The organism is Fischerella sp. PCC 9605 (assembly GCF_000517105.1).
Lineage (GTDB): Bacteria > Cyanobacteriota > Cyanobacteriia > Cyanobacteriales > Nostocaceae > PCC9605.
On sequence record NZ_KI912148.1, the window covers coordinates 758,149 to 780,989 of the forward strand.

At 43.5% G+C, this 22,841-nt stretch carries 22 protein-coding genes and 1 pseudogene; 9 read left to right on the forward strand and 14 right to left on the reverse strand.

Annotated elements, in window-relative coordinates:
* Positions 1–113: 113 nt before the first annotated feature.
* Positions 114–695: a HEAT repeat domain-containing protein gene (locus FIS9605_RS0105730; protein ID WP_026731728.1), complete on the reverse strand. Its 582-nt coding sequence runs from the start codon at positions 693–695 to the stop codon at positions 114–116.
* A gap of 151 nt (positions 696–846) precedes the next feature.
* Between FIS9605_RS0105730 and FIS9605_RS0105735 the strand changes: the two genes are divergently transcribed.
* Positions 847–1,131: a DUF427 domain-containing protein gene (locus tag FIS9605_RS0105735; protein ID WP_026731729.1), complete on the forward strand. Its 285-nt coding sequence runs from the start codon at positions 847–849 to the stop codon at positions 1,129–1,131.
* 149 nt (positions 1,132–1,280) lie between these two features.
* Here FIS9605_RS0105735 and FIS9605_RS0105740 read toward each other — a convergent pair whose 3' ends face one another.
* Complete coding sequence (locus tag FIS9605_RS0105740) at positions 1,281–2,045, reverse strand: PIG-L deacetylase family protein (protein ID WP_051469934.1); 765 nt, start codon at positions 2,043–2,045, stop codon at positions 1,281–1,283.
* 125 nt (positions 2,046–2,170) lie between these two features.
* On the opposite strand from FIS9605_RS0105740, the gene FIS9605_RS0105745 reads away from it, so the two are divergent.
* The 3 genes from FIS9605_RS0105745 (at position 2,171) to FIS9605_RS0105755 (ending at position 6,444) form a co-directional block, all read left to right on the forward strand.
* Entirely contained in the window at positions 2,171–3,463 is a 1,293-nt protein-coding gene (locus tag FIS9605_RS0105745) for an APC family permease (RefSeq protein WP_026731731.1), read from the forward strand.
* Between the two features lie 226 nt (positions 3,464–3,689).
* Positions 3,690–5,051 carry a ribosome biogenesis GTPase Der gene (der, locus tag FIS9605_RS0105750; RefSeq protein WP_026731732.1) on the forward strand — a complete coding sequence of 454 codons (1,362 nt, stop codon included), beginning with the start codon at positions 3,690–3,692 and terminating at the stop codon, positions 5,049–5,051.
* A 463-nt stretch (positions 5,052–5,514) separates the two neighbouring features.
* Positions 5,515–6,444, forward strand: coding sequence for an energy-coupling factor transporter transmembrane component T family protein (locus FIS9605_RS0105755; protein ID WP_026731733.1), 930 nt, complete (start codon positions 5,515–5,517; stop codon positions 6,442–6,444).
* A 248-nt stretch (positions 6,445–6,692) separates the two neighbouring features.
* Here FIS9605_RS0105755 and FIS9605_RS0105760 read toward each other — a convergent pair whose 3' ends face one another.
* The 3 genes and pseudogenes from FIS9605_RS0105760 to FIS9605_RS36350 form a co-directional block, all read right to left on the reverse strand.
* Positions 6,693–7,793: an AI-2E family transporter gene (locus FIS9605_RS0105760; protein WP_026731734.1), complete on the reverse strand. Its 1,101-nt coding sequence runs from the start codon at positions 7,791–7,793 to the stop codon at positions 6,693–6,695.
* A 189-nt stretch (positions 7,794–7,982) separates the two neighbouring features.
* Positions 7,983–8,420: pseudogene (locus tag FIS9605_RS36345) on the reverse strand (NUDIX hydrolase); the annotation flags it as partial.
* 33 nt (positions 8,421–8,453) lie between these two features.
* The gene (locus tag FIS9605_RS36350; protein ID WP_051469935.1) at positions 8,454–8,840 is read right to left on the reverse strand and encodes a hypothetical protein; all 387 of its coding nucleotides are present in this window, start codon (positions 8,838–8,840) and stop codon (positions 8,454–8,456) included.
* A 373-nt stretch (positions 8,841–9,213) separates the two neighbouring features.
* On the opposite strand from FIS9605_RS36350, the gene FIS9605_RS0105780 reads away from it, so the two are divergent.
* The 3 genes from FIS9605_RS0105780 to FIS9605_RS0105790 all read left to right on the forward strand — a co-directional run bounded on the left by FIS9605_RS0105780 (position 9,214) and on the right by FIS9605_RS0105790 (position 11,369).
* Positions 9,214–9,423 carry a hypothetical protein gene (locus tag FIS9605_RS0105780; protein WP_026731736.1) on the forward strand — a complete coding sequence of 70 codons (210 nt, stop codon included), beginning with the start codon at positions 9,214–9,216 and terminating at the stop codon, positions 9,421–9,423.
* Between the two features lie 109 nt (positions 9,424–9,532).
* Positions 9,533–10,459, forward strand: coding sequence for a geranylgeranyl diphosphate synthase CrtE (crtE, locus tag FIS9605_RS0105785; protein ID WP_026731737.1), 927 nt, complete (start codon positions 9,533–9,535; stop codon positions 10,457–10,459).
* Positions 10,460–10,910: 451 nt separating this feature from the next.
* Complete coding sequence (locus FIS9605_RS0105790; protein ID WP_026731738.1) at positions 10,911–11,369, forward strand: divergent PAP2 family protein; 459 nt, start codon at positions 10,911–10,913, stop codon at positions 11,367–11,369.
* 127 nt (positions 11,370–11,496) lie between these two features.
* Here FIS9605_RS0105790 and FIS9605_RS0105795 read toward each other — a convergent pair whose 3' ends face one another.
* From FIS9605_RS0105795 to FIS9605_RS0105835, 9 genes are all read right to left on the reverse strand, one after another.
* The gene (locus FIS9605_RS0105795) at positions 11,497–12,180 is read right to left on the reverse strand and encodes a hypothetical protein (RefSeq protein WP_026731739.1); all 684 of its coding nucleotides are present in this window, start codon (positions 12,178–12,180) and stop codon (positions 11,497–11,499) included.
* Between the two features lie 278 nt (positions 12,181–12,458).
* On the reverse strand, positions 12,459–12,788 hold the full coding sequence (locus FIS9605_RS0105800) for an MgPME-cyclase complex family protein (RefSeq protein WP_026731740.1): 330 nt from the start codon (positions 12,786–12,788) through the stop codon (positions 12,459–12,461).
* 81 nt (positions 12,789–12,869) lie between these two features.
* Entirely contained in the window at positions 12,870–13,661 is a 792-nt protein-coding gene (locus FIS9605_RS0105805) for a hypothetical protein (protein WP_026731741.1), read from the reverse strand.
* Between the two features lie 189 nt (positions 13,662–13,850).
* A complete protein-coding gene (locus FIS9605_RS0105810) occupies positions 13,851–14,573 on the reverse strand; it encodes a pyridoxine 5'-phosphate synthase (RefSeq protein ID WP_026731742.1) in 723 nt (240 codons plus the stop codon).
* A gap of 102 nt (positions 14,574–14,675) precedes the next feature.
* Complete coding sequence (locus FIS9605_RS39740; RefSeq protein WP_051469936.1) at positions 14,676–16,766, reverse strand: caspase, EACC1-associated type; 2,091 nt, start codon at positions 16,764–16,766, stop codon at positions 14,676–14,678.
* A 22-nt stretch (positions 16,767–16,788) separates the two neighbouring features.
* A complete protein-coding gene (locus tag FIS9605_RS0105820; RefSeq protein ID WP_026731743.1) occupies positions 16,789–17,163 on the reverse strand; it encodes a hypothetical protein in 375 nt (124 codons plus the stop codon).
* 220 nt (positions 17,164–17,383) lie between these two features.
* Positions 17,384–18,166 carry an ABC transporter permease gene (locus FIS9605_RS0105825; protein WP_026731744.1) on the reverse strand — a complete coding sequence of 261 codons (783 nt, stop codon included), beginning with the start codon at positions 18,164–18,166 and terminating at the stop codon, positions 17,384–17,386.
* 375 nt (positions 18,167–18,541) lie between these two features.
* The gene (locus FIS9605_RS0105830; protein WP_026731745.1) at positions 18,542–20,809 is read right to left on the reverse strand and encodes a pentapeptide repeat-containing protein; all 2,268 of its coding nucleotides are present in this window, start codon (positions 20,807–20,809) and stop codon (positions 18,542–18,544) included.
* A gap of 12 nt (positions 20,810–20,821) precedes the next feature.
* Positions 20,822–21,829 carry a zinc-dependent alcohol dehydrogenase family protein gene (locus FIS9605_RS0105835; protein WP_026731746.1) on the reverse strand — a complete coding sequence of 336 codons (1,008 nt, stop codon included), beginning with the start codon at positions 21,827–21,829 and terminating at the stop codon, positions 20,822–20,824.
* A gap of 178 nt (positions 21,830–22,007) precedes the next feature.
* Between FIS9605_RS0105835 and FIS9605_RS0105840 the strand changes: the two genes are divergently transcribed.
* Together FIS9605_RS0105840 and FIS9605_RS0105845 are read left to right on the forward strand one after the other, a co-directional pair.
* Complete coding sequence (locus FIS9605_RS0105840; RefSeq protein ID WP_026731747.1) at positions 22,008–22,271, forward strand: type II toxin-antitoxin system Phd/YefM family antitoxin; 264 nt, start codon at positions 22,008–22,010, stop codon at positions 22,269–22,271.
* Positions 22,261–22,596, forward strand: coding sequence for a type II toxin-antitoxin system RelE family toxin (locus tag FIS9605_RS0105845; RefSeq protein ID WP_026731748.1), 336 nt, complete (start codon positions 22,261–22,263; stop codon positions 22,594–22,596). The genes FIS9605_RS0105840 and FIS9605_RS0105845 overlap by 11 nt, the downstream gene beginning before the upstream one ends.
* The last annotated feature ends 245 nt before the right edge of the window (positions 22,597–22,841 follow it).

Below are 22,841 nucleotides of genomic sequence, written 5' to 3' on the forward strand. Positions count from 1 at the left end.
CTGTTGTAACTAACGTTCAAGCATTTATAACCAAGGCTTCTGTGTTCGCAACAAATGTACAAGTTGTCATTACCAACGTTCAAGCATTCATAACGTTGCTGCTGCAAAATTACTCAAAACATTCTGAAGATTCTCGCTAGGCTTCGCATCGCACGAGTAGTAATATTATGCTGATGCCAAGCTTGATAGAAATCTGGGTAAGGCATATTTTGGGCACAATTCCAGATTACATTGTAGCAATGAGAATCGAATTGCCAATAACCACTTAAAGCTTTGACTACCGCAAAGCTATTCTGATTATTATTTAGAATGTCAATCAAGCTAGATGCTACTAGCATACAGGTGATATAGTCCTTGATATTCGATTGCAACATTTGTACCAAAGCTGCGATCGCAATTTTATTGCCAGGGTCGACCATCCCTAAGCTTTTTGCTGCCTGCCTACGTGTCTCGTAATCCAAATTATTTGATTCCAGCAGCTGTACTAAGGCTGCGATCGCTTTTTCATTGCCTGTGCCGATTTCCTCTAAGCTTTTTGCTGCCTGCCTACGGATGAAGTCATCCACATTATTAGGTTGCGCTTGTTGCACCAAGACAGCGATCGCCATTTCATTGCCTGTGCCTATTTTCACTAAACTTTTTTCTACCTGCCAACAGATGTGGACAGGCACATCATCTGACTGTAGCAGTTGCACTAAGGCTGCAATTGCTTTTTTGCGGTCTGTCTGTTACAGTGCTGACTTAGCTTCCTTTTCAATTGTCACACATACCATTAAAGCCCCAAGGTATTGAAACCGCAGAAGTGTCAAAATATTACTTGTAACGTTTATTCACATTCTCTTAGTTATGCCGAAAGCAACTTGGAATGGTGCTGTCTTAGCCGAAAGCGACAATACTGTTGTCGTGGAAGGTAATCATTACTTTCCCCCTGATGCAATTAACAAACAGTACTTCAAGGAAAGTGACACTCACACCACTTGCCCTTGGAAAGGTGTTGCTAGTTACTACAGTATCGAAGTAGATGGACAAACCAACAAAGACGCTGCTTGGTACTATCCCAGTGCAAAAGAAAAGGCGAAGCAGATAGAGGGTTATGTTGCCTTTTGGAGAGGTGTAAAAGTCGAAGCTTAGGATACTTCTCAAGCGATCGCACCAGCCAAAACAAGACAGATCCCCAACTTCTGACCAGAAGTAGGGGATCTTACAGTTAACTCTTGACTTTTGACTCTGTACAGACGTGCCATGGCACGTCTCTACAACTCTTGACTCTTGACTCTTATTCAATCCTTAAAAAAAATCTCATAGGGCAAAAAGAAACGCTCTAGAAAACCACTAGGTAAGCCAGGATGTTGAGAACGGTAGGTTTCAATCGCTCGTTTTTTTCTATCTATAACAGCAGAGATTGCTAATCGGCGAGCATCAGCTACATCCTCAAACTTGAGACTAAAAGACAGTGGATTTTGCCAAAACATCCAAATTGGATATTGTAATAGTTCGGTCTGGATTCCCGATAGGGCGATCGCCTCCTGAACCAACTTGTAAGTAGCCTCATGATCGTCGTGAAAGTCTTTTTTATGGGGAACATAAACCTCTTCTGGCATAAAAGACTGTAGGTGTTGAGCTAACCGAGTCACTAGATCTTGGCGTTGGTCATTAGGCAGATTTTGCAAAGAGTTATCTATTTGATTGAGAAAGTGAATTTCTGAATTGGCAACTCCCAAAATTTGTAAGGCGTCTACAGCCTCTTGCTGGCGGATATCTGTAATTCTTTCTGGTTGAATCCACTCAGGTCTACCATAGCGTCCATCAGTCAGAAAGACCACCTGTACAGGCACTCCTAGTGACCGTTTGAGGGCGATCGTACCACCACAGCCTAGAGTTTCATCATCTTGGTGGGGAGAAAACACCATGGCTGATTTTTGGCTAACTGCTAGTGGTTGACTTTGAAAATATAAAATCCAGCGAGACAAAATACCAGCATTGATAGAGCGAAGTTTAGCTCCAAAAGTCACTCTTAACTTACTAATAATTTCTCTGTTTCCCATGTTTGCTCGTGCATGTATTGCTTGACTTTGAGAGGCATTACCTCGATTTAACTTAAATCCTGAATAATGGAAATATTAAATAGTTTTTTTATCAATGGTGCAATCAAAAGGAGGAGATTAAAAATATGCCTGTAACCAATCCACAACCCCAACTGAGACGAGAGTTAGGTGTGTTTGGTGCTACCTTAATGGGGTTGGGTTCAATTGTTGGTACAGGTGTATTTGTCAGTATTGGGATTGCCGCAGGAATTGCCGGACCTGCGGTGATTTTGGCAGTAGCAATTGGGGCGCTTGTGGCTACCTGTAATGGACTCAGCAGCGCCCAACTGGCAGCAAATCACCCCGTTAGTGGTGGTACCTATGAATATGGTTACAAATACCTGAATCCCGCCTTTGGCTTTACAGCCGGCTGGATGTTTTTGGTGGCAAAGACAGCTTCCGCTGCCACTGCTGCCTTGGGTTTTGCTGGATACTTGCTGAATCTGTTTGGTGTAAGTTCGGCTTGGGTTGTGTTCACAGCCCTTTTAGCTGTAGCGGTGATGACGCTGATTGTTTTAAATGGTATCCGTCGCTCGAATTTTACCAATATTGCGATTGTATCGGTAACGCTATTATCTTTGGGGTTTTTTGTCCTGGCTTGTTTCCCTCGTGCTATCCAAGTTGGAGTCGATAATTTTACGCCGTTTTTTACAGGTTCTCCGGCAAACTTACTCCATGCTAGTGCGTTGATGTTTGTCGCTTATACAGGTTATGGGCGCATCGCCACTCTAGGAGAAGAAGCGCGATCGCCAAGACAAACGATTCCCAAAGCGATGATAGTATGTCTGTTGCTGACAATGCTGCTTTACATGGCAGTGGCAGCAGTTGCGATTGGGGCTGTGGGAGTAGATGTCTTAGCTGATGCTACTCAGCAGACAAAAGCTGCTCCCTTGGAAGTGGCTGCCCGTAATGTTACGGGTGTCGGTGGTGCTTTTATCTTAGCAGTTGGGGCAATGACAGCAATGCTGGGTGTATTGCTGAACTTGATTTTAGGCTTATCCCGCGTGTTACTAGCAATGGGACGCCGCCACGATGCCCCCAGATTTTTAGCACGTTTGAACCAACAACAAACTACTCCCTACTGGGCTGTAGTAGTCGTTGGAGTAGCGATCGCCCTGCTGGTTTTATTAGGGAATGTCAAAACAACTTGGTCTTTTAGTGCCTTTAGCGTCTTGATTTACTATGCAATTACTAACTTAGCCGCCTTAAGACTGGAACCCCATGAGCAACTTTATCCCAAATGGGTAGCGTTTTTGGGTCTTTTATCTTGTTTATTTTTGGCTTTCTGGGTAGAGTCCTCAATCTGGCAAGTGGGTTTGGGGTTGATTGTGGCTGGGTTAATCTGGCACAAGGTGAGGCAGAAAGTAAGAGGTAGTTGAATTACGACCGCAGATGCACACAAGGGACTGGGGAATAGGGACTGGGGCAATGGGCAATGGGCAATGGGCATCGGGCATAGGTAAGAAAACCAATTCCCAATTCCCAATCCCCGATCCCTGATACCCAATCCCCGATACCCAATCCCCAGTCCCTTTTATTCGCAGGCAAACAATAGTGTAAGCTCAAATCGCTACAATAAAGATTTGCAGTATTCTGCATCTAGTGATGAAACTTCCTATTGTTGCTATTATTGGTCGCCCAAATGTGGGCAAATCTACCCTCGTCAATCGTTTGGCGGGCGAGCAATCTGCTATTGTTTTTGATGAACCGGGAGTAACGCGCGATCGCACTTATCTACCTGCTTTCTGGGGCGATCGCGAGTTTTTGGTTGTCGATACTGGTGGTTTAGTATTCAATGATGACACCGAATTTTTACCACTGATTCGCCAACAGGTAATGGCAGCCCTATCAGAAGCCAGTGCTGCTATTTTTGTAGTTGATGGTACCACAGGCCCAACAGTAGCTGATGAAGAAATCGCTGCATGGTTGCGACAACAACCCGTACCTGTGCTATTGGCTGTAAATAAATGTGAATCTCCACAACAAGGTTTAATTCAAGCTGCCGAATTCTGGAACTTGGGATTGAGCGAACCTTTTCCCATCTCTGCTATTCATGGTAGCGGCACAGGAGAATTACTTGACGCACTGATTGCTTACCTACCACCCGTAACAGAAGTTCCAGAAACTCATGAAATTAATGTGGCAATTGTGGGACGCCCAAATGTTGGGAAATCGAGTCTCTTGAATGCTTTTGTGGGCGAAGAGAGGGCGATAGTTAGCCCAATTTCTGGTACTACCCGCGATGCCATTGATACAATTGTTGAACGCAACGGGCAAACTTACCGCTTGATTGATACAGCGGGAATTCGGAAAAAGAAAAATGTGGAATATGGCCCCGAATTCTTTAGTATCAACCGGGCTTTCAAAGCAATTCGCCGCGCTGAAGTGGTTTTATTAGTGATAGATGCCCTTGATGGTGTCACCGAACAAGACCAAAAATTAGCTGGGCGAGTGATAGAAGAAGGTCGAGCCTGCATTCTTGTGGTAAATAAATGGGATGCAGTCGAAAAAGACTCTTACACGATTTACGATTACGAAAAACATCTGCAAGAACGACTGCATTTTACTGAATGGGCAGAAACAATCTTTGTCAGTGCCTTGACTGGACAAAGGGTAGAAAAGATTTTGGAATTGGTAAATCAGGCAGCAGAGGAACACAAACGTCGGGTAAGCACATCGGTAATTAACGAAGTTTTAGAAGAAGCTACTCGTTGGCATTCGCCGCCAGTCAGTCGAAGTGGAAAACAGGGCAAAATTTATTACGGTACGCAAGTTAGCACCCAGCCGCCTACAATAGCATTATTTGTCAACGAAGCTAAACGCTTTAACGACAACTACCGCCGCTACATCGAGCGACAATTCCGGCAACAACTAGGGTTTAAGGGTACTCCTATCCGGTTGTTGTGGCGGAGTAAAAAAGCTCGGGAAGTGGAAAATGCTAATGTTAATAGAGCTGCCCGCGTTTAATAATTGTCATTTGTCATCTGTCATTTGTCCTTTGTTAATGACTAATGACCCTTGCGGGTACTCTGCGAGAAGCCCTACTCTGCGAGAAGCCGCGCTGCGCGCGTCTACGGGTACTCTGCGAGAAGCCGAGTAAAGCGCGTCTACGCCAGTCCCCCCTAAAGGCAGAAGCCCTTCGGGTTCGCCACTTTCCCCTATAGGCAGAAGCCAAGACGGGAAGTGGTCTCACTCCTGAGGGGGCTGGTCTCACCGCGCTGCGCGCGTCTACGCCAGTCGCACCCTGCACCGAAGCCCTCCGGGTACTCTACGAGAAGCCGCGCTGCGCGCGTCTACGCCAGTCCCCCCTAAAGGCAAAAGCCAAGACGGGGGCTGGTCTCACCGCCCTGCGGGCGTCTACATGGGGGAGACCCCCTTTGGAGCGCGCTGGCTCACTAATGACCAATGACTAATGACTGATAACTAAAAAATGGATTTACTGCGATCGCTACCAATTGGTCTTTACTTAGAACAACCCCAAACTTGGTTGCATAAACTCGATCCACGAGTCAAATTCATCTGGTTGATGAGTTTTCTGACAACCTACGTTTTTGCTAACAACTTGTGGCGAGTGCTGCTAGTGGTACTGTTGATTATTGCTACCTTAGTCGCCAGAATTCCCAAGCGAGTTTGGCAACAACAGATGGGCTGGCTGTTGATGCTGTGCTTTTTTGTGTTAGCGATCGCCGCTATTAGCCCTGATGGGCTTGGTATAAAATATCAACCCAGATTGCCAGCTAATGAAGCAGTCTTAACAGCAACATCAAACCCAAATACTTCAAAAACTGTTGCACCTTTACCAGCAAAAAATCAACAAAACTACAGTTACGTACTATTTGAAAAAGGGGCAGTCAAAGTTACTCGCCGTTCGCTAGATTTAGCGATCAGTTTGAGTACGATATTATTTACTGTTATTTACAGCACTAACTTATATCTGCTCACAACCGCACCTGAAGAAATTACAGCCGGGATCGAAAGCTTAATGCAACCTTTGCGAAGGTTTAAGTTACCTGTCACCGAACTTACACTAACTTTGACTTTATCTTTGCGGTTTATACCTTTAGTTTTAGAAGAAGTACAGAATTTAATTCGCTCGATTATGACGAGAGCAATTAATTGGAAAAAGTTAGGATTCAAAGGAGCAGTTAAAGTTTGGCTGCTAGTAGCAGAGAGACTATTAGAAAATCTGCTATTAAGGGCAGAACAAATGGCAAATGCAATGATGGTGCGGGGTTTTACCAGCCCTAGCGAACATCAGGTCAGGTGGCACGATTTACGGCTCAAAAAACGTGACTGGTTGGCGATCGCAACTTTAATATTATTTTGGGGAGTGCGGTTGGCAATAGGTACTGAAGTTTGACACTCTCCTATCATGTCCGCTTGAACACTTATATTATCCGCCTGTGTCGGTAATTGGTGATTGGTAATTGGTAATTGGGATATTACCTAATAGTTGCGATGGTCAAAGACCGCTCCTTCGGAGCATCGCAGTGGGAATATAAAGCAATACGCTTGGTGATAAGCCCACAATCCTTTGTAGAGACGCGTACGCCACAGGCGTTCCCGCAGGGTAATTTCGCGTCTCTACTCGTATATTCTATTATTGCTCTACGATAACATTTGGCTTTTTTCAAGCTTGATATTATCTTGTTGCTTCTCCTCCTCAGGTGCTTCACTAAATCTCCCCTCACGCCAATTATCGCCAACACTTTTAATAAAACTCGCCAAAGGTATAGCAACTAATAGCCCTAGTAATCCTCCCAATTTTGCCCCTATTAATAATGAAATCACTACCCAAACGGGATTTAAACCAGTTAAATTACTAAGAATACGAGGAGCCACAAAATTATAATTAAATTGGTCGATCGCCACCGCTACAACTAAAACCTCTACTCCCAACCAAAAATTATTTAATGCCACTAACGAGCTCACAATACTAATACCAATTCCTGTACCAAAGGGAAACAAAGCAAAAAAACCAATCACTAGCCCAAACAGTAGACTTAAAGGAACCCGCAACGCTAAAAACGCTAGTGTAATTCCTGATGCCAGGATAGTAGCCAATGTCACCTGACCAATAAAATAATTTTGAAAATCTTCCTGCAATGACTGGCGCACTTGTGATCCGACACGCGATGGCAACCACAGAAACATACCATCCCAGAGACGTTCTCCGTTAAAAACTAAGTAGAAAGTCAGCACTACTGTCAGCAAGACATTGACTAGACTACCGATGGTATCTAGAGCTAGAGTTAGTATCCGACCGGTGAAATTTTGAATTTGGTTGGATATTCTATCGAGAAGTTGAGGTATTAAGCCACTTAAATGAACTGGTAACTGTTCTGTAGTTGCCCAATTTTGGAACGCTTGCAATTGTTGTCTGCCAGAATCAATCCATGTGGGCAAAATGTTAGCCAGTTCATTGAGTTGTTGGATGATTAGCGGTACTAAGGTGATACCTACAGCTGCCAATATTAATACAGCTAACAACAAGACTCCCGAAATAGCTACGTTACGTTGCACGCCTTGTTTCTGGAAAAAGCGGATGGGATAATCCAGAATAAAAGCTAAGAGGACGGCGGCAACAAAAATGCTTACCAAAGGTTGAAAATAATTAATTACCTGAAGCAATACCCAACCATTGAGGATGGTAAGGGGAAATGCTAAGGCTAAAGTTAACCATCTGGGCAGTTTGTTTGCTGATTCCATCATCATTCGGGGATAGGAATTTGTTAGTTGTTGATTGTTAGTGGTTAGTGGTTGGTGGTTAGTAGTTGGTGGTTGGTTGTTAGTTGTTGGTGGTTAGTAGTTAGTAGTTAGTGGTTATTCTCCCCATCCCCCCATCTCCCACTCCCCCACAGCCCCCACTCCCCCACTCTCCCACTCCAGAATTCCCCCATTTGCCATTCCCTTCTCCATAAAATCTAACAAAATTCGCTGATGCACTGGCCCCAAAGGTCGGACTTCGCCTGCTACTGCTGAGTAACTCGCACCTAAGCGAATGTCTTCTGATGTTACCAAGCCCAGATCCCAACCTTCGTTGAGAACCAGTTGATTTAATTCCACCAACAGCGGTGCATGGAAGACGTGACGTACTACCTTATCATCGCCATAACAGCCAAACTTAGAAACTGTTGGTGGCAAACTATAGCCAATTTCTTCTAAAATCTCTCGCTTTACCGCTACATCTGGAGTCTCACCGGGTTCGATGTGTCCGCCAAAAAACGCCCAGTGACCGGGGTAAGGAATATTAGGGTTATTGTCCCGCAATTGTAGTAGAAACTTGTTTTCTTGGTAGAGAATAGCGATCGCTACATGCACCGGTTGCTTGTTCATAAACTATGATGAGGGAGTTTTACGTTCTCATTATTACTCTTCTTCTAGATATACTTCCCCATACTCTTTACCAGCCAAAGGAATACTGCGGTAGCGAATTTTACCCTTAATTACTATTTGGTCTCCGACTTGCAAATTAGTTTGATTGGCGATCGCCCATATTTGCCCAGTTTCGTCATTGATGAGATAAGCTTGGCGCTTGAGCAGAGGAGCTTTTTTTTCGACCTTACCTTGGATATATACTGTTGTGTTGCTGTCTGGCTGCGATCGCAGTTCCTGAATTGGAGTAATATTTGCACCAATCGCATTCATTCCCGAAAAACTAAAGTTACTGCAACTGACTAATCCTGCCATCAACACACAGGTCAATCCCATGTGCATCACTGGAAAAACACGGTAGATTTTTTTCACCTGTAGCATAATAGATACACTTTAAGAGAATTTTGGCATCAGTGGTTAGCTTGTCGCAATTGAAAATGGATCGGTTCCGATTAGACTTCGTAGAAGTTGTCGGGGGAAAGCCTTCGGTGGGGAAAGGGGTAAAGGGTAAGGGGAAAAGAAAGGAAAAATACCTTTCCCCTTTAGCCTTTGCCCTTCCCCTACAAAAGTGCAAAAGTATTTTTTGTTTTGCAAGTGGTCTATTTATAACCCATTTATAACTATGTTCTGGGCAACTAAAAATACACTCTCAACTGAAGCAACCAATCTGAGAAGATAGGATATGGTGAATGCTCCTCAAAAAGGCTACGGCATCAGGCAGCAACACCAAGGCTAGTATACTTCTGTTAATTTGATGGAAACAAAAACTGCCAAGCGACTCAATGGTAAAGCCTTACTGCTGGAAGCTGATTCAACAGTAACAGGAACATATTCGCGATCGCTGCTAGCTCCTGCGATCGCCAAAGCAGTAGATCATTCAAAACTAATTACATCCCAAATGGTTAAAACAGGCGCTGTTGTGATAGATGTGGGGATGAATGGCAAAAGAAATTATGAATTATGAATTGTTGTAAATCATCGTTCATCATTCATCATTCATCGTTCATCATTTTTTCAGTTCCAAAGACCTTTAAAATTGTTACGTAAATAACATAAATTTAAGGAAATCAAGGATGGTAGCAGCGGATAACCTGAAACAAACTCCAGAAAAAGCAACTTTTGACCTGATCAGCTATTTAAAAGAACGACAAAAGCTTTGTGAAGCAGCCTTGGAGCAGGCTATTCCCGTGCGTTATCCAGAAAAGATTTACGAAGCAATGCGCTACTCGCTCTTAGCTGGAGGCAAGCGTCTGCGTCCCATAATTTGCTTGGCTACTTGTGAAATGACCGGCGGCACCATCGCCATGGCAATGCCAACTGGCTGTGCTTTGGAGATGATCCACACCATGTCTTTGATTCACGATGACTTGCCTGCGATGGATAATGATGATTATCGTCGTGGTAAGCTGACGAACCACAAAGTCTATGGTGAAGATGTCGCAATTTTGGCTGGGGATGGCTTATTAGCCTACGCTTTTGAATATGTAGCCCTTAATACCAAAGATGTGCCAACAGAACGAGTATTGCGAGTTGTTGCCCATCTGGGACGTGCAGTGGGAGCTGCTGGCTTGGTTGGTGGTCAAGTACTCGATTTAGAATCTGAAGGAAAGTCAGATATTTCTTTGGAAACGTTAAATTTTATTCACAACCACAAAACCGGTGCACTTTTAGAAGCCTGTGTAGTTTGTGGTGGTGTTTTAGCAGGGGCATCTGAGGAAGATTTGCAACGGCTGTCTCGCTATGCTAAGAATATTGGGCTGGCATTTCAGATTATTGATGACATCCTAGATATCACTGCTACCCAAGAGCAATTGGGCAAAAGTGCAGGCAAAGACCAAAAAGCACAGAAAGTAACTTATCCAAGCCTTTGGGGAATTGAAAAATCACGAAAACAAGCTCAACAGCTAATCGAGGGAGCTTGTGCAGAATTAGAGCCTTTTGGCAAGGAGGCAGAACCATTAGTGGCATTAGCACACTTTATTACCAGTCGCAGTCACTAGTAAAGGCAGAAAAGCCAGTGCGTTGGGGAAGTAGTGCTTTGGTGAGACAGCGCGCTCCAAAGGGGATGCAGTGCGCACTTATAGGGGGTTCCCCCATGAACACCTGCCGTGGTTTACCCCATGTAGACGCGCGCAGCGCGGTGAGACCAGCCCACCACCAAAGGCGGTCTCCGTCAGGATGGGGGACTGGCGTAGACGCCCCTTGTGGGCGGCTCAAGGTAGAGTACCCGGAGGGCTTAAGGCAGGGTGCGACTGCGCAGACCCCCCTCTCTCGGCTTCTCGTAGAGTAGGGCACAAGGGAATAATATAATGCTTACACCAATGCTTTTTGACTTATTTTTAACTATCTAGTTATTTCTGCTGCACTGCACTAGGTTGGTTTTGGGTTGCATCTATTGCCTCCTCACACATAACAACCGCTACTCATTTTTATTAACCTAACCAAAATACCATGCAGGACATAGGCAATATTTTAGATAACCAGGTGCTAGTGGTTGCTCTGGTAGCTTGTTTTATGGCTCAAGCTTTGAAGCTCATCATCGAACTAGTCAAAAATCGTAAACTGAATGTGCGTGTTTTAGTCACCACTGGAGGTATGCCCAGTGCCCATTCAGCTTTAGTTACAGCTTTAGCGGCTGGTGTGGGACAAACTCATGGTTGGGCGTCTGCTGAATTTGCGCTTGCTACGGTTTTTGCGATCATCGTCATGTATGATGCGGCTGGAGTTCGTCAGGCTGCTGGCAAGCAAGCTCGCATTCTCAATCAAATGATTGATGAACTGTTTCACGAACATCCAGAGTTCTCTGGCGATCGCCTTAAGGAATTGTTAGGACATACACCCTTTCAGGTGATAGCTGGATCGGCTTTGGGTATCACCATTTCTTGGTTAGCTAGTTATGCCTATAATTAAAAACAATAATGCTATTTGAGTTTAAAAATTGCTCGTTATGACTGTCATTTGTCATTTGTCCCTTGTCATTTATTCTTACACTAATGACCAATGACCAATGACCAATGACTAATAACCAATGATCAATTTAATTTGATGGTAAATTTACCACCGATCGCAATAACATCACCTTACTACTATCTACAATTACAGCAAAAAAACCTTTTTCCGAGAGCTTCTGCAATATCTTGTATGCATCTTTTTGATTAGTCGTGTAAGTTGCCAGCAAGTAAGGGCGTTGTCCGTAGGCAACAAAACCCACGTCACCTCCCACCACTTGCTTAACTTGATTTGCTAGTTCCGGCCGATTAAAATAATCAACCAAGACAGCGAAACCACTTCCTAAACGTTGGGGTTTATAATTAGCTGTTGGAGTCTTATTGTTAGCTGTGGGAGTCGAAGCCACAGCTGTTGGTCGAGTAGTGATAATAGCAGATAAGCCGACAATACTATTAACATACCTCGCCCAACGATTAGCATCATCTATCTTTTTAAATCCACCAATCCGCGTGACTGTATCGTTAAGATATCTACAGGTTGTAGTTTTAAGTTCAGGCGGTAAAGCACGACGCAATTGCTTTTGACTATTTGTACTCGGACTAATTATCAATAAAAGATATTCCCCAGGATTTGGTGGTTGACAAACCGGAAGATTTTGTTGTTGAGCAAAGGCAGGATTTATACCAGCTATTAAAGGAGCGATCGCTAGTATGAAACTACTTCGTAAAGTGTTACGTAAAATCGGAAGTTGAAGCACCACAGGTTTATACATAAATTGTCCGTACGATCTGCTATTTTTGGGTAAAAGGGACTGGGGATTGGGGAAAAGGGAATTGGGAATTGGAAATTGGGCATTGGGCATTGGGAATTGGGTAAAGGTTAAAGGGTAAAGGGTAAAGGGTAAAGGAATTTATTAACCTTTCACCTTTTCCCTTTTCCCCTTCCCCCTCTTGTTTTTCCGATGCCCCATGCCCATTGCCCCATGCCCCTTGCCCCAGTCCCTTTTACTCTTTCCCTTTACCCTGCAACACATTAAAAATGCACAACGACTTAGGACACGGCCGCAAGAGAAGCCAGGGGATCGGGGATACCTTCAGAAGGTGCTTGAAATTCTCCTGTGAAGACAAACTCCAAGCGTAGTTTTAACCAAGTAATAAATTGCTGATTTGTGGAAATAATTGCCGCTGCTGGTTGTGGACACTTTGCCTTCACCTGTGCCATCTGGGGCGCTTCCAAGAAAGCTGGTTGCTTCACTACCCAAAAATCAATTTCCTTTTCTTGTTCGTGGTAGTAACGGGTGCGTTCCCGCAGCACTTCTTCCATTGGTTCCTCTTCCAGCAGAAAGTGTTGGCTTGCCAAAACGTAATAGTATGTTTGCATTTTCTTTCTTTGCTAAACGACTAATATGAGAACACAGAACTATTGACTGTGTTCCCACTAACTAACAAAAATTAAAGCACCTTATCTGGAAGTAGAAGGGACAAAAATTTTCTTGAAGGGACAACCAGTTGCTTGCTGTTCATCAGTTTGTTGTTTTCCGCCACCACTCCAAAGTCGCTTAACAATCCCCCAAAAAGACGTCCCTTGCCGTTGACTGGTTCCTTGTTTTCCGCCTGCTGTCAGCTTTGCTAAAAACTTAGTGTTGTCAAAGTAGTGTTCCAAGGAAAGAATTTTCAAGTCATCGGTTACACGTACAACGCTCATACCGATAATCTCCACTGTCTCTCCTGTAGGTGTATAGTCTTTGTACGAACCGTTAAAATGCCCCCAATGCCGCCACTTAAAGGCAATAGTTGGTGGCCCAGAGAAGACCTCTAAAACCTCCCACAAAAACCCATTAGGAAATGCTGTGTGGAAGAGATTTGTCGATGTTTCAAAATTCTCCTCAGAAGCTTTGTAATGTTGTGTATCGCCTATCAATAACTTGTAAGTTCCTGACTCCACCAATTTTGATAGTTCGTAGCCAGAACCCCCATTGGTACTCATACGAAATTTGTCCTGCACAACAGACACCCACTGCTGCGGGTTGACTTTGAAGTTAGCCTCAATATCAAAGGTTCTCACGAGATTTTGCACTATTGCTTCTAGCGAACCCTCAACGTGCTTGCAGATACTTTCCTTTGCTAGGTTTTCCTTTGAGAGGGTATAATCAGGAGGCTTGCCATAGCGCCATTCGACATCCGTAAAACTTTCAAGAACTTTGTCTCTATCTTGTACCCAAAGCGGAAGGTCTTGAGATTGTGTTGCGTTCATAGAATTTTTGGCTTCAGATTTGACTTGTAGTATCAGCAACTACCAATAAATTTCTAGATTTCGCAGATGACTTCCCCTCTGGGTATTGGGGATCGGGCATTGGGGATCGGGGATCGGGGATGATTAATAACCACTAACCACTAACCACTACCCACCAACCACCAACCACCAACAATTACCCATTACCCTTTAAAATTCCCCGCGTATAGCTAGTTTCATCTCCCGGACTGCTCTTTCCATACCTACTAAGACTGCCCGGCTAACAATGGTATGACCTATATTGAGTTCTTCCATACCTGGAAGACAAGCCACGGGATAAACATTCCAGTAGGTGAGTCCATGACCGGCATTAACTCGCAATCCAGCTTGAATCGCTTGCTTGCACCCAGCTGCCAACACGTCTAATTCCTGCTGGCGACTTGTTTCATCTTTAGCTTCAGCATATCGTCCGGTGTGCAGTTCAATAAATTTCGCTTGCACAGTTTGAGACGCTTTGATTTGTGCTGCTTCCGCATCGATAAACAAGCTTACTGGAATGCCAGCACTTTGTAATTTATCAACAACCTCTCCGATTCTAGCAATTTGACCCACGATATCCAATCCGCCTTCTGTGGTTACTTCTTCCCGCCGTTCAGGGACTAAAGTCACGTAGTCGGGTTTAATATCGAGGGCGATCGCTACCATTTCATCTGTAGCTGCCATTTCTAAATTTAGGTGCGTTCTTACCGTCTGCCGCAATAAACGCACATCCCGTTCTTGAATATGCCGCCTATCTTCCCGCAGATGCACGGTAATGCCATCTGCACCACCTAATTCTGCCAGTACCGCCGCTGCTATCGGATCTGGTTCTACCGTCCGTCGCGCTTGCCGGATGGTAGCAATATGGTCAATATTCACACCAAGTGTAGGCAACCCTAATCCCTCTCTATCCACGAGTCCACAGGAGTTGATTGTAGCGGAAATAATAGTAGCAAGGTGAGTGAGGAAGTGTATAGATCGAGAGCAAAAATATGGTTACTGTTGAAGCTCTTTGATTTTGTCTAACGTCTCTTGGTAATCCTTTGTCTTTCCTTGTTTTTGATAAAGCTCAGCAGCTTTCTGATAATCTGCGATCGCTCCTTGCTTATCTTTTAACTTAGAACGATTATTACCACGATTGTAGTAAGCATCGGCATCGCTGGCATCTATACGTATAGTTTGACTATAATCATTGATTGATTTCTTATAGTCTCCTAGGCGATTGTAAGCATAACCTCGCCTAAAGTAGGCAAAACTGAGGGGGTCGTAGTTTAATTCGATAGCCTTGCTATAATCTCCGATCGCTAGCTCATACTTGCCTTGCTCTTCATAAGCACGTCCTCGTAAGTAATGGGCATAAGCATCTTGAGAGCTTATTTTGATTACTTTACTGCAATCGGTGATTGCCTGCTCGTAGTTGTCCAAATTGTAGTAAGCTCTACATCGACTACGGTTGGCATCAACATCATTAGGATTGAATTTAAGATACTCGGTTAAATCCTCAACTGCTGCTTTGTAGTTTTCCAATTGATTAAAGGCATAACCCCGTTGGTAATAAACAATTACATTACTGTAATTCAGCTGCATTGCTTGAGTGAAATCCTTGATCGCAGCCTTGTAATCGCTGTTATTATACTTCTCAAGTCCCCTATCGTATATTTCCTTTGCTGTCATCGTGGGTGTAGGAGAAGGGGTGGAACTGACAGTCTGTGTAGGTGACGCTGCTGGACTAGGCTGTGAAGTTACTGAATTTTCATGTGGCTTTATCAGAGAATAAAAGGTTAAAATCAAGACAGTGACAATACCTGCCCCAATGATTGCTATTTTGTTTCTGGAGACTGGGACAGAAGGAGAAAGAGTGTGTGGAAATCTAATTCCATTATTGAGTTCAGGAGTTTCAGCTTGATTTGCAGCTGCGGCTTTTTCCGACGATTTAGCTGATATTGAATCTTCGTTGGGTGAAATGATTGGAGTCTTGTTAGATTCTGGAAGTTGATCTGAAAATGGAAGCGATTCTTTCTGGACAAGAATTCGAGCTTCAATTGGTGCTACATCTTCATCTCTTAGACCCAAAACTTTTTGTAGATGTTGTAAGTCGTTGCGAGTTTCTTCACTCAGAGGACTCTCACGCAGAATTGCCTCAACTAATACTTGTTCGTATCGCTGCAACTTTCTCTTGCGATCTTGGTAAGGTTTGAGAACTTCGGCTTCAATTGCCACAGCATCTTCATGCAATAGACCAAAAGTCTCACGTAGCAAGTCTAACGTGCTGCGACCGACAAAAGAAATTTCGCCGCGATCGGCAAAACGTTCAACTTCTTTACGGTACCTTAGTCTTGGATCTCCTATTGAGGCTTTAGCAACATGAATTTTATAACCTTCTTTGATTGCATAGATTTCCGGTTTCATAGCTGGAGCTGCTTCGCGAACTTTCTTCTTGGCATACTCATGCAACTCATCCACAGAAATCACACCATCGTTACCTTGATCCGCTGCTCCAGTCTCAATTCCCTCGACTAGATAGCGTGTATAAATTGAAAGGTCGCTTTCTTGCTGCTCAAAGGAATATTGAGTGGAAGTTGAAGAGGTAAGGACAGCACGTCCTTCTCCACCAAGTATATTCTTGACATCAACGGAACCGTCATCTTTAGCTACCCAACCCTCAGCAAATGCCCCGCTAAAACAACAATCAAGAATCACAACCTGTCGCTTTGAGCGGCTGTTGCTCATGATGTCCTGTACAAAAGTTGCTGGGACTGCTGTTGCCTTAATTAGTTCTCCCTGTTTGTTCTTACGAGTTATGCGAGTTGCGAAGTAAAGCCTGCCGCTCTCATCCTTGATACCGTGACCGGAGAAAAAAAGCAACACCAGATCATCTTTAGCACGATCTGAAAACAAAGTTTCAATAGCTTCTTGCATTGCTAATGGGTTAGGATCTGGCAGTGTTCTGACCTCATCAAAACCCCCCATTCCTGAGTTTTGCAAAACTCGCTGCATTGCCTCTACATCTTTCGAGGCTCCCTTTAAGGGGTTAAGACTAGGCTCCTCGTATTCACTGACCCCAATCAGCAATGCCACCTTAACCATTTTCTACCCCCTCCTTTTATGCTTATGCGACAAATTCCTGTGCTGCCTGAATCGCTGCCATTAACTCTTCTCGACTGCTGGCTGTCACTTTTAGCTTTTTGCCGTTGGCTTCTACTTCCAATTCAATCGGTTTACCACCCAAGCGATCGCCTAAAAAGCTAAACAATTTCTTACAATTTTCAATACTCACCTCTGCTTGCAAAATCCCCAACAAAAAACCTCCCAACGCCTTCGAACCTTGGGGTGTTTCTGTAACTGCTACGAGACTGGCGTCTTCTACTTCATCTATGTCTTTTAACTCTTGTACGAGATTTCGCGCTTGTTTTTCTAGCTCTTCTGCCTCTAAATCTGGTTCTTTGAGAGCAATAGTCAGTTTAATATTAGATGTATCAGGCATTTTAAACCTTCTGGAATTTCTCAAGATATTAACAATTTATTAGCCGTTCTATGATGATTAACATCACAACTGGCAATACGGTTTTCACTATAAATTTGACATCTTTAACAAAAGTTAACAATCATGAGTTTTTTTTGTAAGACAGCTATCTTACTTGCTTAAAAATAACAGTCAGGACATTTGTTCTAGTTATTATTTTTCCTCCCACTGGCATTAATAACTAACTCGAAGCACTAGTATAAAACCGCAGCGCAAACCGCCAAAACCAAGTTGAAGCAAAAAACAACATCAGTGCCAACACACCCGCACCTAACAACCAAGTTATTTCACTTCTACCCAACATTGCTTCCGCTGGTATTGTTGTTAAAAACGCCACAGGTACTACAAAGGTGAAGAAAAATCTGTAAGCAGTAGGATAAGCTACCATCGGATATCTGCCAGCTTCCAACAAACCCCTTAGCACCTCGGTGACGTTGTAAATTTTGACAAACCAAATGCTAGTGGCTCCTAGCATAAACCACAGGCTGTAAAGTATTACTAAACCAAAAAATAAGGGAATTACACTTAACAAATAGTCATCTATTCCTAAACCGAGTTTTGTACCTGCATAACCGATAAGTATTCCGCCAAAAACTAAATCTGGCAGTCCCCACGGTGAAAGGATATGAGTAGAAAGCCAAAATTGGCTGCGGATAGGTTTTAATAAAACAAAGTCTAGTGTTCCTTCCTGGACATGGCGGACAATGCGATTCAGGTTAGGGGCGAGAAACGTTGCTGAAAAACCCTGCAACAGAGTAAAAATTCCCAACACTAGCAAAGCTGCTTCCCATGACCAGCCAGCGAAAGTGTAACCTTTTCCGTAAAATAAAAATAACCCAAAAAGACTACCTGCTAAATTGCCTACACTGCTGAGGGCGGCTAAAAGAAAGTTAACCCGATACTCCATCTCAGCTGCTATGGCTGTACTCCAAAACAATCCGATTAATTTCAAGTATCTTGACATTATATTTGTTGGTGGTTAGTGGTTAGTGGTTAGTGGGTAGGGGCGAAGCATTTGTACGAAGATATTTAGTTTTAAACAAAAATACCCATACAAATGCTTCGCCCGTACAGTAGTTAGTGGTTAGTAGTTAGTAGTTAGTAGTTAGTGGTTAGGGCGTGTTTTCAAACTCCTAAATGTCATTCTGAGCGAAATGAAATGAAGCGAAGAATCTCGTAAAAATCAGGGTTATAGAGATGCTTCACTACGCTGTCGCTTCGTACCCTACGGGAAGGCTACGCCTACAGCATGACAAAACTGATACTTTGAAAACACACCCTAGTCGTCCGTCTCCCACTCCCCGACTCTCCCACTCTCTCACTCCCCCCTCTCGGCCTTCTACTTCAAATAAATTAGCAAGTTCAATCCCGGAATTGTGCGAGAAAGAGTCCATAAAAGTAGGGTGATGTAAAGTATGCCTAAACTCCACTGATACCATGCCAATGTGGTAATAATTCCCGGGAGATGTTGATCTCGCAGGCGAATATCATTAAAGCCTAATCTCAAGAGGTTGTTGAGGCTAAAGTCGTAGTAGTTAAGCCAATTCCAGCGACGATTCCACAATAGCGGCATATAGCGTTCGCGAAATACTTCATACCTTGGTATCACTGGCAACCGCCCAATCAGCAATCTCAACTGCCGCATACTACCGTCTTCTGTGAAGTAAGAGACATCCATCAAATCGTGATAGCGGCCTTGTTGATATAGTCGCAATAATAAAACCATTGGTACGGGAACAACAATTATTAGCAGACACCCCAGTGTCAACCAAGGCTGTTCGGCAGTGCGAAAAATAGCAAAGATACCGAACAACGCCAACAGGCTAAAACTAGTCAGCATCCACATGGTTTCATGAACTGTAGGAATAATCGCGACTGGATACAGACGACGGCAACGATCAATTAGCCAAAATAGCAAGCCGAAAAAGGCGATCGCAATTATTCCCACACCAAACACTAAGTAAAAATCTGTACCATATCCAGAAAGCAGCAGCAGTAAACTTAATGTCAACCACTTCCACGCCTGCAACAACCACCCACCTAAAAGCAGGGGTTCGCCAACCACCACCTGTGAACTCACTTGGGTATAAGTTTCAAAATCAATGTCTGCTAAGGTGAGTAACTCGCTGGTGCTGCGAAAAGGTTGGATGAGTCGGCGATGGGCGATCGCTTTTGCTTGAGTTGGCGAAAAACCAATATTAATCAAACGTTTTTGAGAAGCACTATTGATATTTATACCAACAAGACGGCGGCTTAACTCTGCTAGTCGCAGTTGTTGTTTTGTATACTCCAACTGATTGGCATCAGTAATTTGCTGCAACTGCCGGAAATTTTGCCCCAAATTCCGCAAGACATTTTGATTTCCTTGCAGTGTAGACACAACTAGCTTTTTGCCGATTTGACCAGAATTACCTAATATTTTCGCTTGATTAGAGTTAAAATTTAATCCAGTTACATTTAAATAAGCCTCTTTTGCAAATCCAGCATCGCTAAAATCTGCTTGATTGAGAATGCTAGCACCCCGCAGATTCACAGATTGGTTAAACTGCGCTTCCCGGAAGGTAACGGCTTGCTCAAAAATCGCTTCTGTCAGCAATAAAAACTTATTAAAAATAGCTTTGGTAAACTGTGCAGAATCGACAAAGCGCACACCAGAAAAATCAGCATTTTCTTGCCACTGCACGCGATTAAATTTAGCCAACTGTTTAAAATTTGCTTGGTTAAAGTTGGCAATGTCCGCAAAGAAACTATCCTGAAAATATGCATTTTCGTGAAATTGTGTTTGCTTAAAATTAGCCTTGTCAAAGAAAATACTACCTTGCCACTGACTCTCACCTCGAAAAGTGGTATTTGCAAAGCTAACAGAACGACTAAATCGCGTTTCATGCCAATTAGCTTGTTGGTTAAAAATAGTACCTTGGGCATCTACAGATTGGAGAAAAAATGTATTGGCAAACTGCACAACACCAGTAAAATGAGTTTGCTCTAAAACTAACGAACCACGGAAAACACTGATTTCACTGGATGCAGTTGCTGGAGTTGCTAAAAGCGATCGGCAGTCTTTGGAAGTCGGTAAAGAGACAGCGAGCGATCGCAAACAAACTACCCGCAGGCGTTCGAGTTGTTCTTGTTCAGTAGAAGTGAAAATAGGAGCGATCGCTTGGGCATAAAGAGGAGTTCTTAAACCCAAATCGCTACCGATAAAATCGCCTTGAATGAGAGAATTGCTCAAATCCAAACCCAAAGGTTTAGAACCAGTTTTTTGTAGTTCTTTTCGCAACAGTTGGTAAAAAGCATCGCGGAAAGCAGCATTTTCTGGTCGTAAATCTATCACCATCTGCCGTAAATCCACGGTCAAATTACCTTCGCGCAGGGTAGGCGTACGCACTCGCTCTTGCAACAATTCTAAAGTCAAGGGTGTACGTTCTGGTTGTGCAGATGTAGGTAAGGCAAAGAAAAAGATAAACAGGACGCACACACTAACAAATAAAAAACCTTTAACGCAAAGGAACGCAAAGGAAAGCGCGGAGGAACGCAAAGAAAAAACTCTGCGTGCCTCTGCGTTTAACCTCTGCGTACCTCTGCGTTTCAAAAATAATCTCTTCAATCCTACCGTGTATCACTTCTCACTAATCAGCAGAACAATTTTACCCATCATCGAGCCACTTTCAAGTAACTGGTGAGCTTTAGCCGCCTCTACCAGTGGAAACTGATGACTCACATGAATCTTCAACTTGCCTGCATCAATATATTTCGCGCACTCTGCCAAAATTTCCGCTTGGTGCTGCTGTGCTTCCACCATTCCTTGCAACATCGGTGTAAGCATTAACTCTAAGCTGATGCGGAGATTACGGTTTCTCGCAGCTTTCCAAACTGTATTGGCATTTGGTTCTAAAATCGTGACAATATCGCCATATACTCGCACGCCTGGGAAAGTTTTGTGAAAAGTTTCTCCACCCACAGTATCAAAAGCTAAGTCTACACCTTCCCCACCCGTCCAATCTAACACCGCTTGAACAAAATCTGTTTGTTTGTACAAAATGGGATAATCAGCACCGAGTTGTTTGACAAAGTTTGCCTTGTCTTGAGAACTTACCGTTGTGCAGACATTAGCACCTTTGAGTTTGGCTAGCTGAATCGCCACATGTCCAACACCACCAGCACCAGCATGAATTAATACACTTTCCCCTGGTTCCAATCGTCCGCGTTCGTATAAAGCTTCCCAAGCAGTGATTAACACCAAAGGTGCTGCTGCTGCTTCTGCAAAAGACACAGATGTAGGTTTGCGGGCGACAAACCGCTCATCGACTGTAGTGTATTCAGCATAGTTACCTTGGTGTGCGCCCAAGCCACCATTGCAAAAATATACTTCATCGCCCACGTGAAATTTCTGTACAGCAGCACCAACTGCCTCAACTACCCCTGCACCGTCACATCCTAAAATCGCAGGCATACGATCGGGATAGAAAGTACCGCGTTTGCGAAGTTTGGTATCAATCGGGTTAACACCAGCTGCTTTTAAACGTACCAAAAGTTCAGTTTCACCAATGGGAACACCAGGATTTGGTACATCCTGCACTTGCAGAACATCAAGATTGCCAGCTGCTGTCATTAATACTGCTTTCATGACTTGTTCCTCTGCGTGCTTGCATTTGTCAATTTACCGCAAAGGAAGAGAGCGATCGCACCTTTGGAGTTTAACCACATAGACGCGCCTTCTTCGGCTTCCCGCTAAGGTAGGGAGAAAAGGAGTAATATCCCAATTGGGATATAATAAATGTACATAATAATGTACACTTATTGATATGCCAAAGTACCTAAATATTACAGAAGCTAGACAACATCTGCTGGATTTGCCGGATAAGTTGAAAGATGAACCAATCATTATCACCAAGCATGGTAAGCCAGTAATGGCAGCACTGAGCTTTGAGCAATATGAATCTTTGTTGGAAACCTTATCTATCCTTTCCGATCGGGAGTTTGCTCCTAGCTTGCAGGAAAGTATAGCTCAAGCAGAACGCGGAGAAACCATAGGTTGGGAGGAAGCGAAAGCTAAGCTTGGACTCTGATACGCCACAACCTTCTAACACAGAGTATGCAATTGAGTTAACACCACTAGCATTGGAGATGTTAGCTGGTGTTAAAGATAAGCGTCAACAGCAAGCTTTAAGCGATCGCATAGACAAGCTGAAAACAGATCCAGAAAAACAGGGGAAACCTTTAGTTGACAAGCTAAAGGGATATCGCAGTGTCAGGGCTGTAGGTCAACGTTACAGAATTATTTATAAAGTAGAGCTTGAGAAAGTGATGGTATTAGTAGTTGGCGTGGGACTGCGGAAAGAGGGTGATAAAGGCGATATTTACACACTCATGCAGAAATTATTGGAAGAATAATTGTAGACGTTGGTTGTTGTGTGTTGTTTGTTGTTTGAAACAATTAACCACCAACTATTTCAGTAGTTAAGATAATTTTTCTCTTTGTGTCTTAGTGTCTTGGTGGTTTAAAGACTTTTTTTACCACTAAGATCCCAAGACACCAAGCAATATCTTGTTTGTGTGACTAACACCTTAACAGGAATACCACCAACTACTAACAACTTTGACAAGAAACTTTTAAGACATTTTATCTGTCTGGTTCT

What these genes read in the sequence shown, in the direction of transcription:
- FIS9605_RS0105755 (WP_026731733.1), top strand. Translation starts at nt 5,515, where the DNA reads ATGGATTTACTGCGATCGCTACCAATTGGTCTTTACTTAGAACAACCC.
- FIS9605_RS0105790 (WP_026731738.1), top strand. Translation starts at nt 10,911, where the DNA reads ATGCAGGACATAGGCAATATTTTAGATAACCAGGTGCTAGTGGTTGCT.
- FIS9605_RS0105825 (WP_026731744.1), bottom strand. Translation starts at nt 18,166, where the DNA reads ATGTCAAGATACTTGAAATTAATCGGATTGTTTTGGAGTACAGCCATA.
- der (WP_026731732.1), top strand. Translation starts at nt 3,690, where the DNA reads ATGAAACTTCCTATTGTTGCTATTATTGGTCGCCCAAATGTGGGCAAA.
- FIS9605_RS0105805 (WP_026731741.1), bottom strand. Translation starts at nt 13,661, where the DNA reads ATGAACGCAACACAATCTCAAGACCTTCCGCTTTGGGTACAAGATAGA.
- FIS9605_RS39740 (WP_051469936.1), bottom strand. Translation starts at nt 16,766, where the DNA reads ATGGTTAAGGTGGCATTGCTGATTGGGGTCAGTGAATACGAGGAGCCT.
- FIS9605_RS0105840 (WP_026731747.1), top strand. Translation starts at nt 22,008, where the DNA reads ATGCCAAAGTACCTAAATATTACAGAAGCTAGACAACATCTGCTGGAT.
- FIS9605_RS0105740 (WP_051469934.1), bottom strand. Translation starts at nt 2,045, where the DNA reads ATGGGAAACAGAGAAATTATTAGTAAGTTAAGAGTGACTTTTGGAGCT.
- FIS9605_RS0105735 (WP_026731729.1), top strand. Translation starts at nt 847, where the DNA reads ATGCCGAAAGCAACTTGGAATGGTGCTGTCTTAGCCGAAAGCGACAAT.
- FIS9605_RS0105835 (WP_026731746.1), bottom strand. Translation starts at nt 21,829, where the DNA reads ATGAAAGCAGTATTAATGACAGCAGCTGGCAATCTTGATGTTCTGCAA.
- FIS9605_RS0105820 (WP_026731743.1), bottom strand. Translation starts at nt 17,163, where the DNA reads ATGCCTGATACATCTAATATTAAACTGACTATTGCTCTCAAAGAACCA.
- FIS9605_RS36350 (WP_051469935.1), bottom strand. Translation starts at nt 8,840, where the DNA reads ATGCTACAGGTGAAAAAAATCTACCGTGTTTTTCCAGTGATGCACATG.
- FIS9605_RS0105745 (WP_026731731.1), top strand. Translation starts at nt 2,171, where the DNA reads ATGCCTGTAACCAATCCACAACCCCAACTGAGACGAGAGTTAGGTGTG.
- FIS9605_RS0105795 (WP_026731739.1), bottom strand. Translation starts at nt 12,180, where the DNA reads ATGTATAAACCTGTGGTGCTTCAACTTCCGATTTTACGTAACACTTTA.
- crtE (WP_026731737.1), top strand. Translation starts at nt 9,533, where the DNA reads ATGGTAGCAGCGGATAACCTGAAACAAACTCCAGAAAAAGCAACTTTT.
- FIS9605_RS0105800 (WP_026731740.1), bottom strand. Translation starts at nt 12,788, where the DNA reads ATGCAAACATACTATTACGTTTTGGCAAGCCAACACTTTCTGCTGGAA.
- FIS9605_RS0105780 (WP_026731736.1), top strand. Translation starts at nt 9,214, where the DNA reads ATGGAAACAAAAACTGCCAAGCGACTCAATGGTAAAGCCTTACTGCTG.
- FIS9605_RS0105760 (WP_026731734.1), bottom strand. Translation starts at nt 7,793, where the DNA reads ATGGAATCAGCAAACAAACTGCCCAGATGGTTAACTTTAGCCTTAGCA.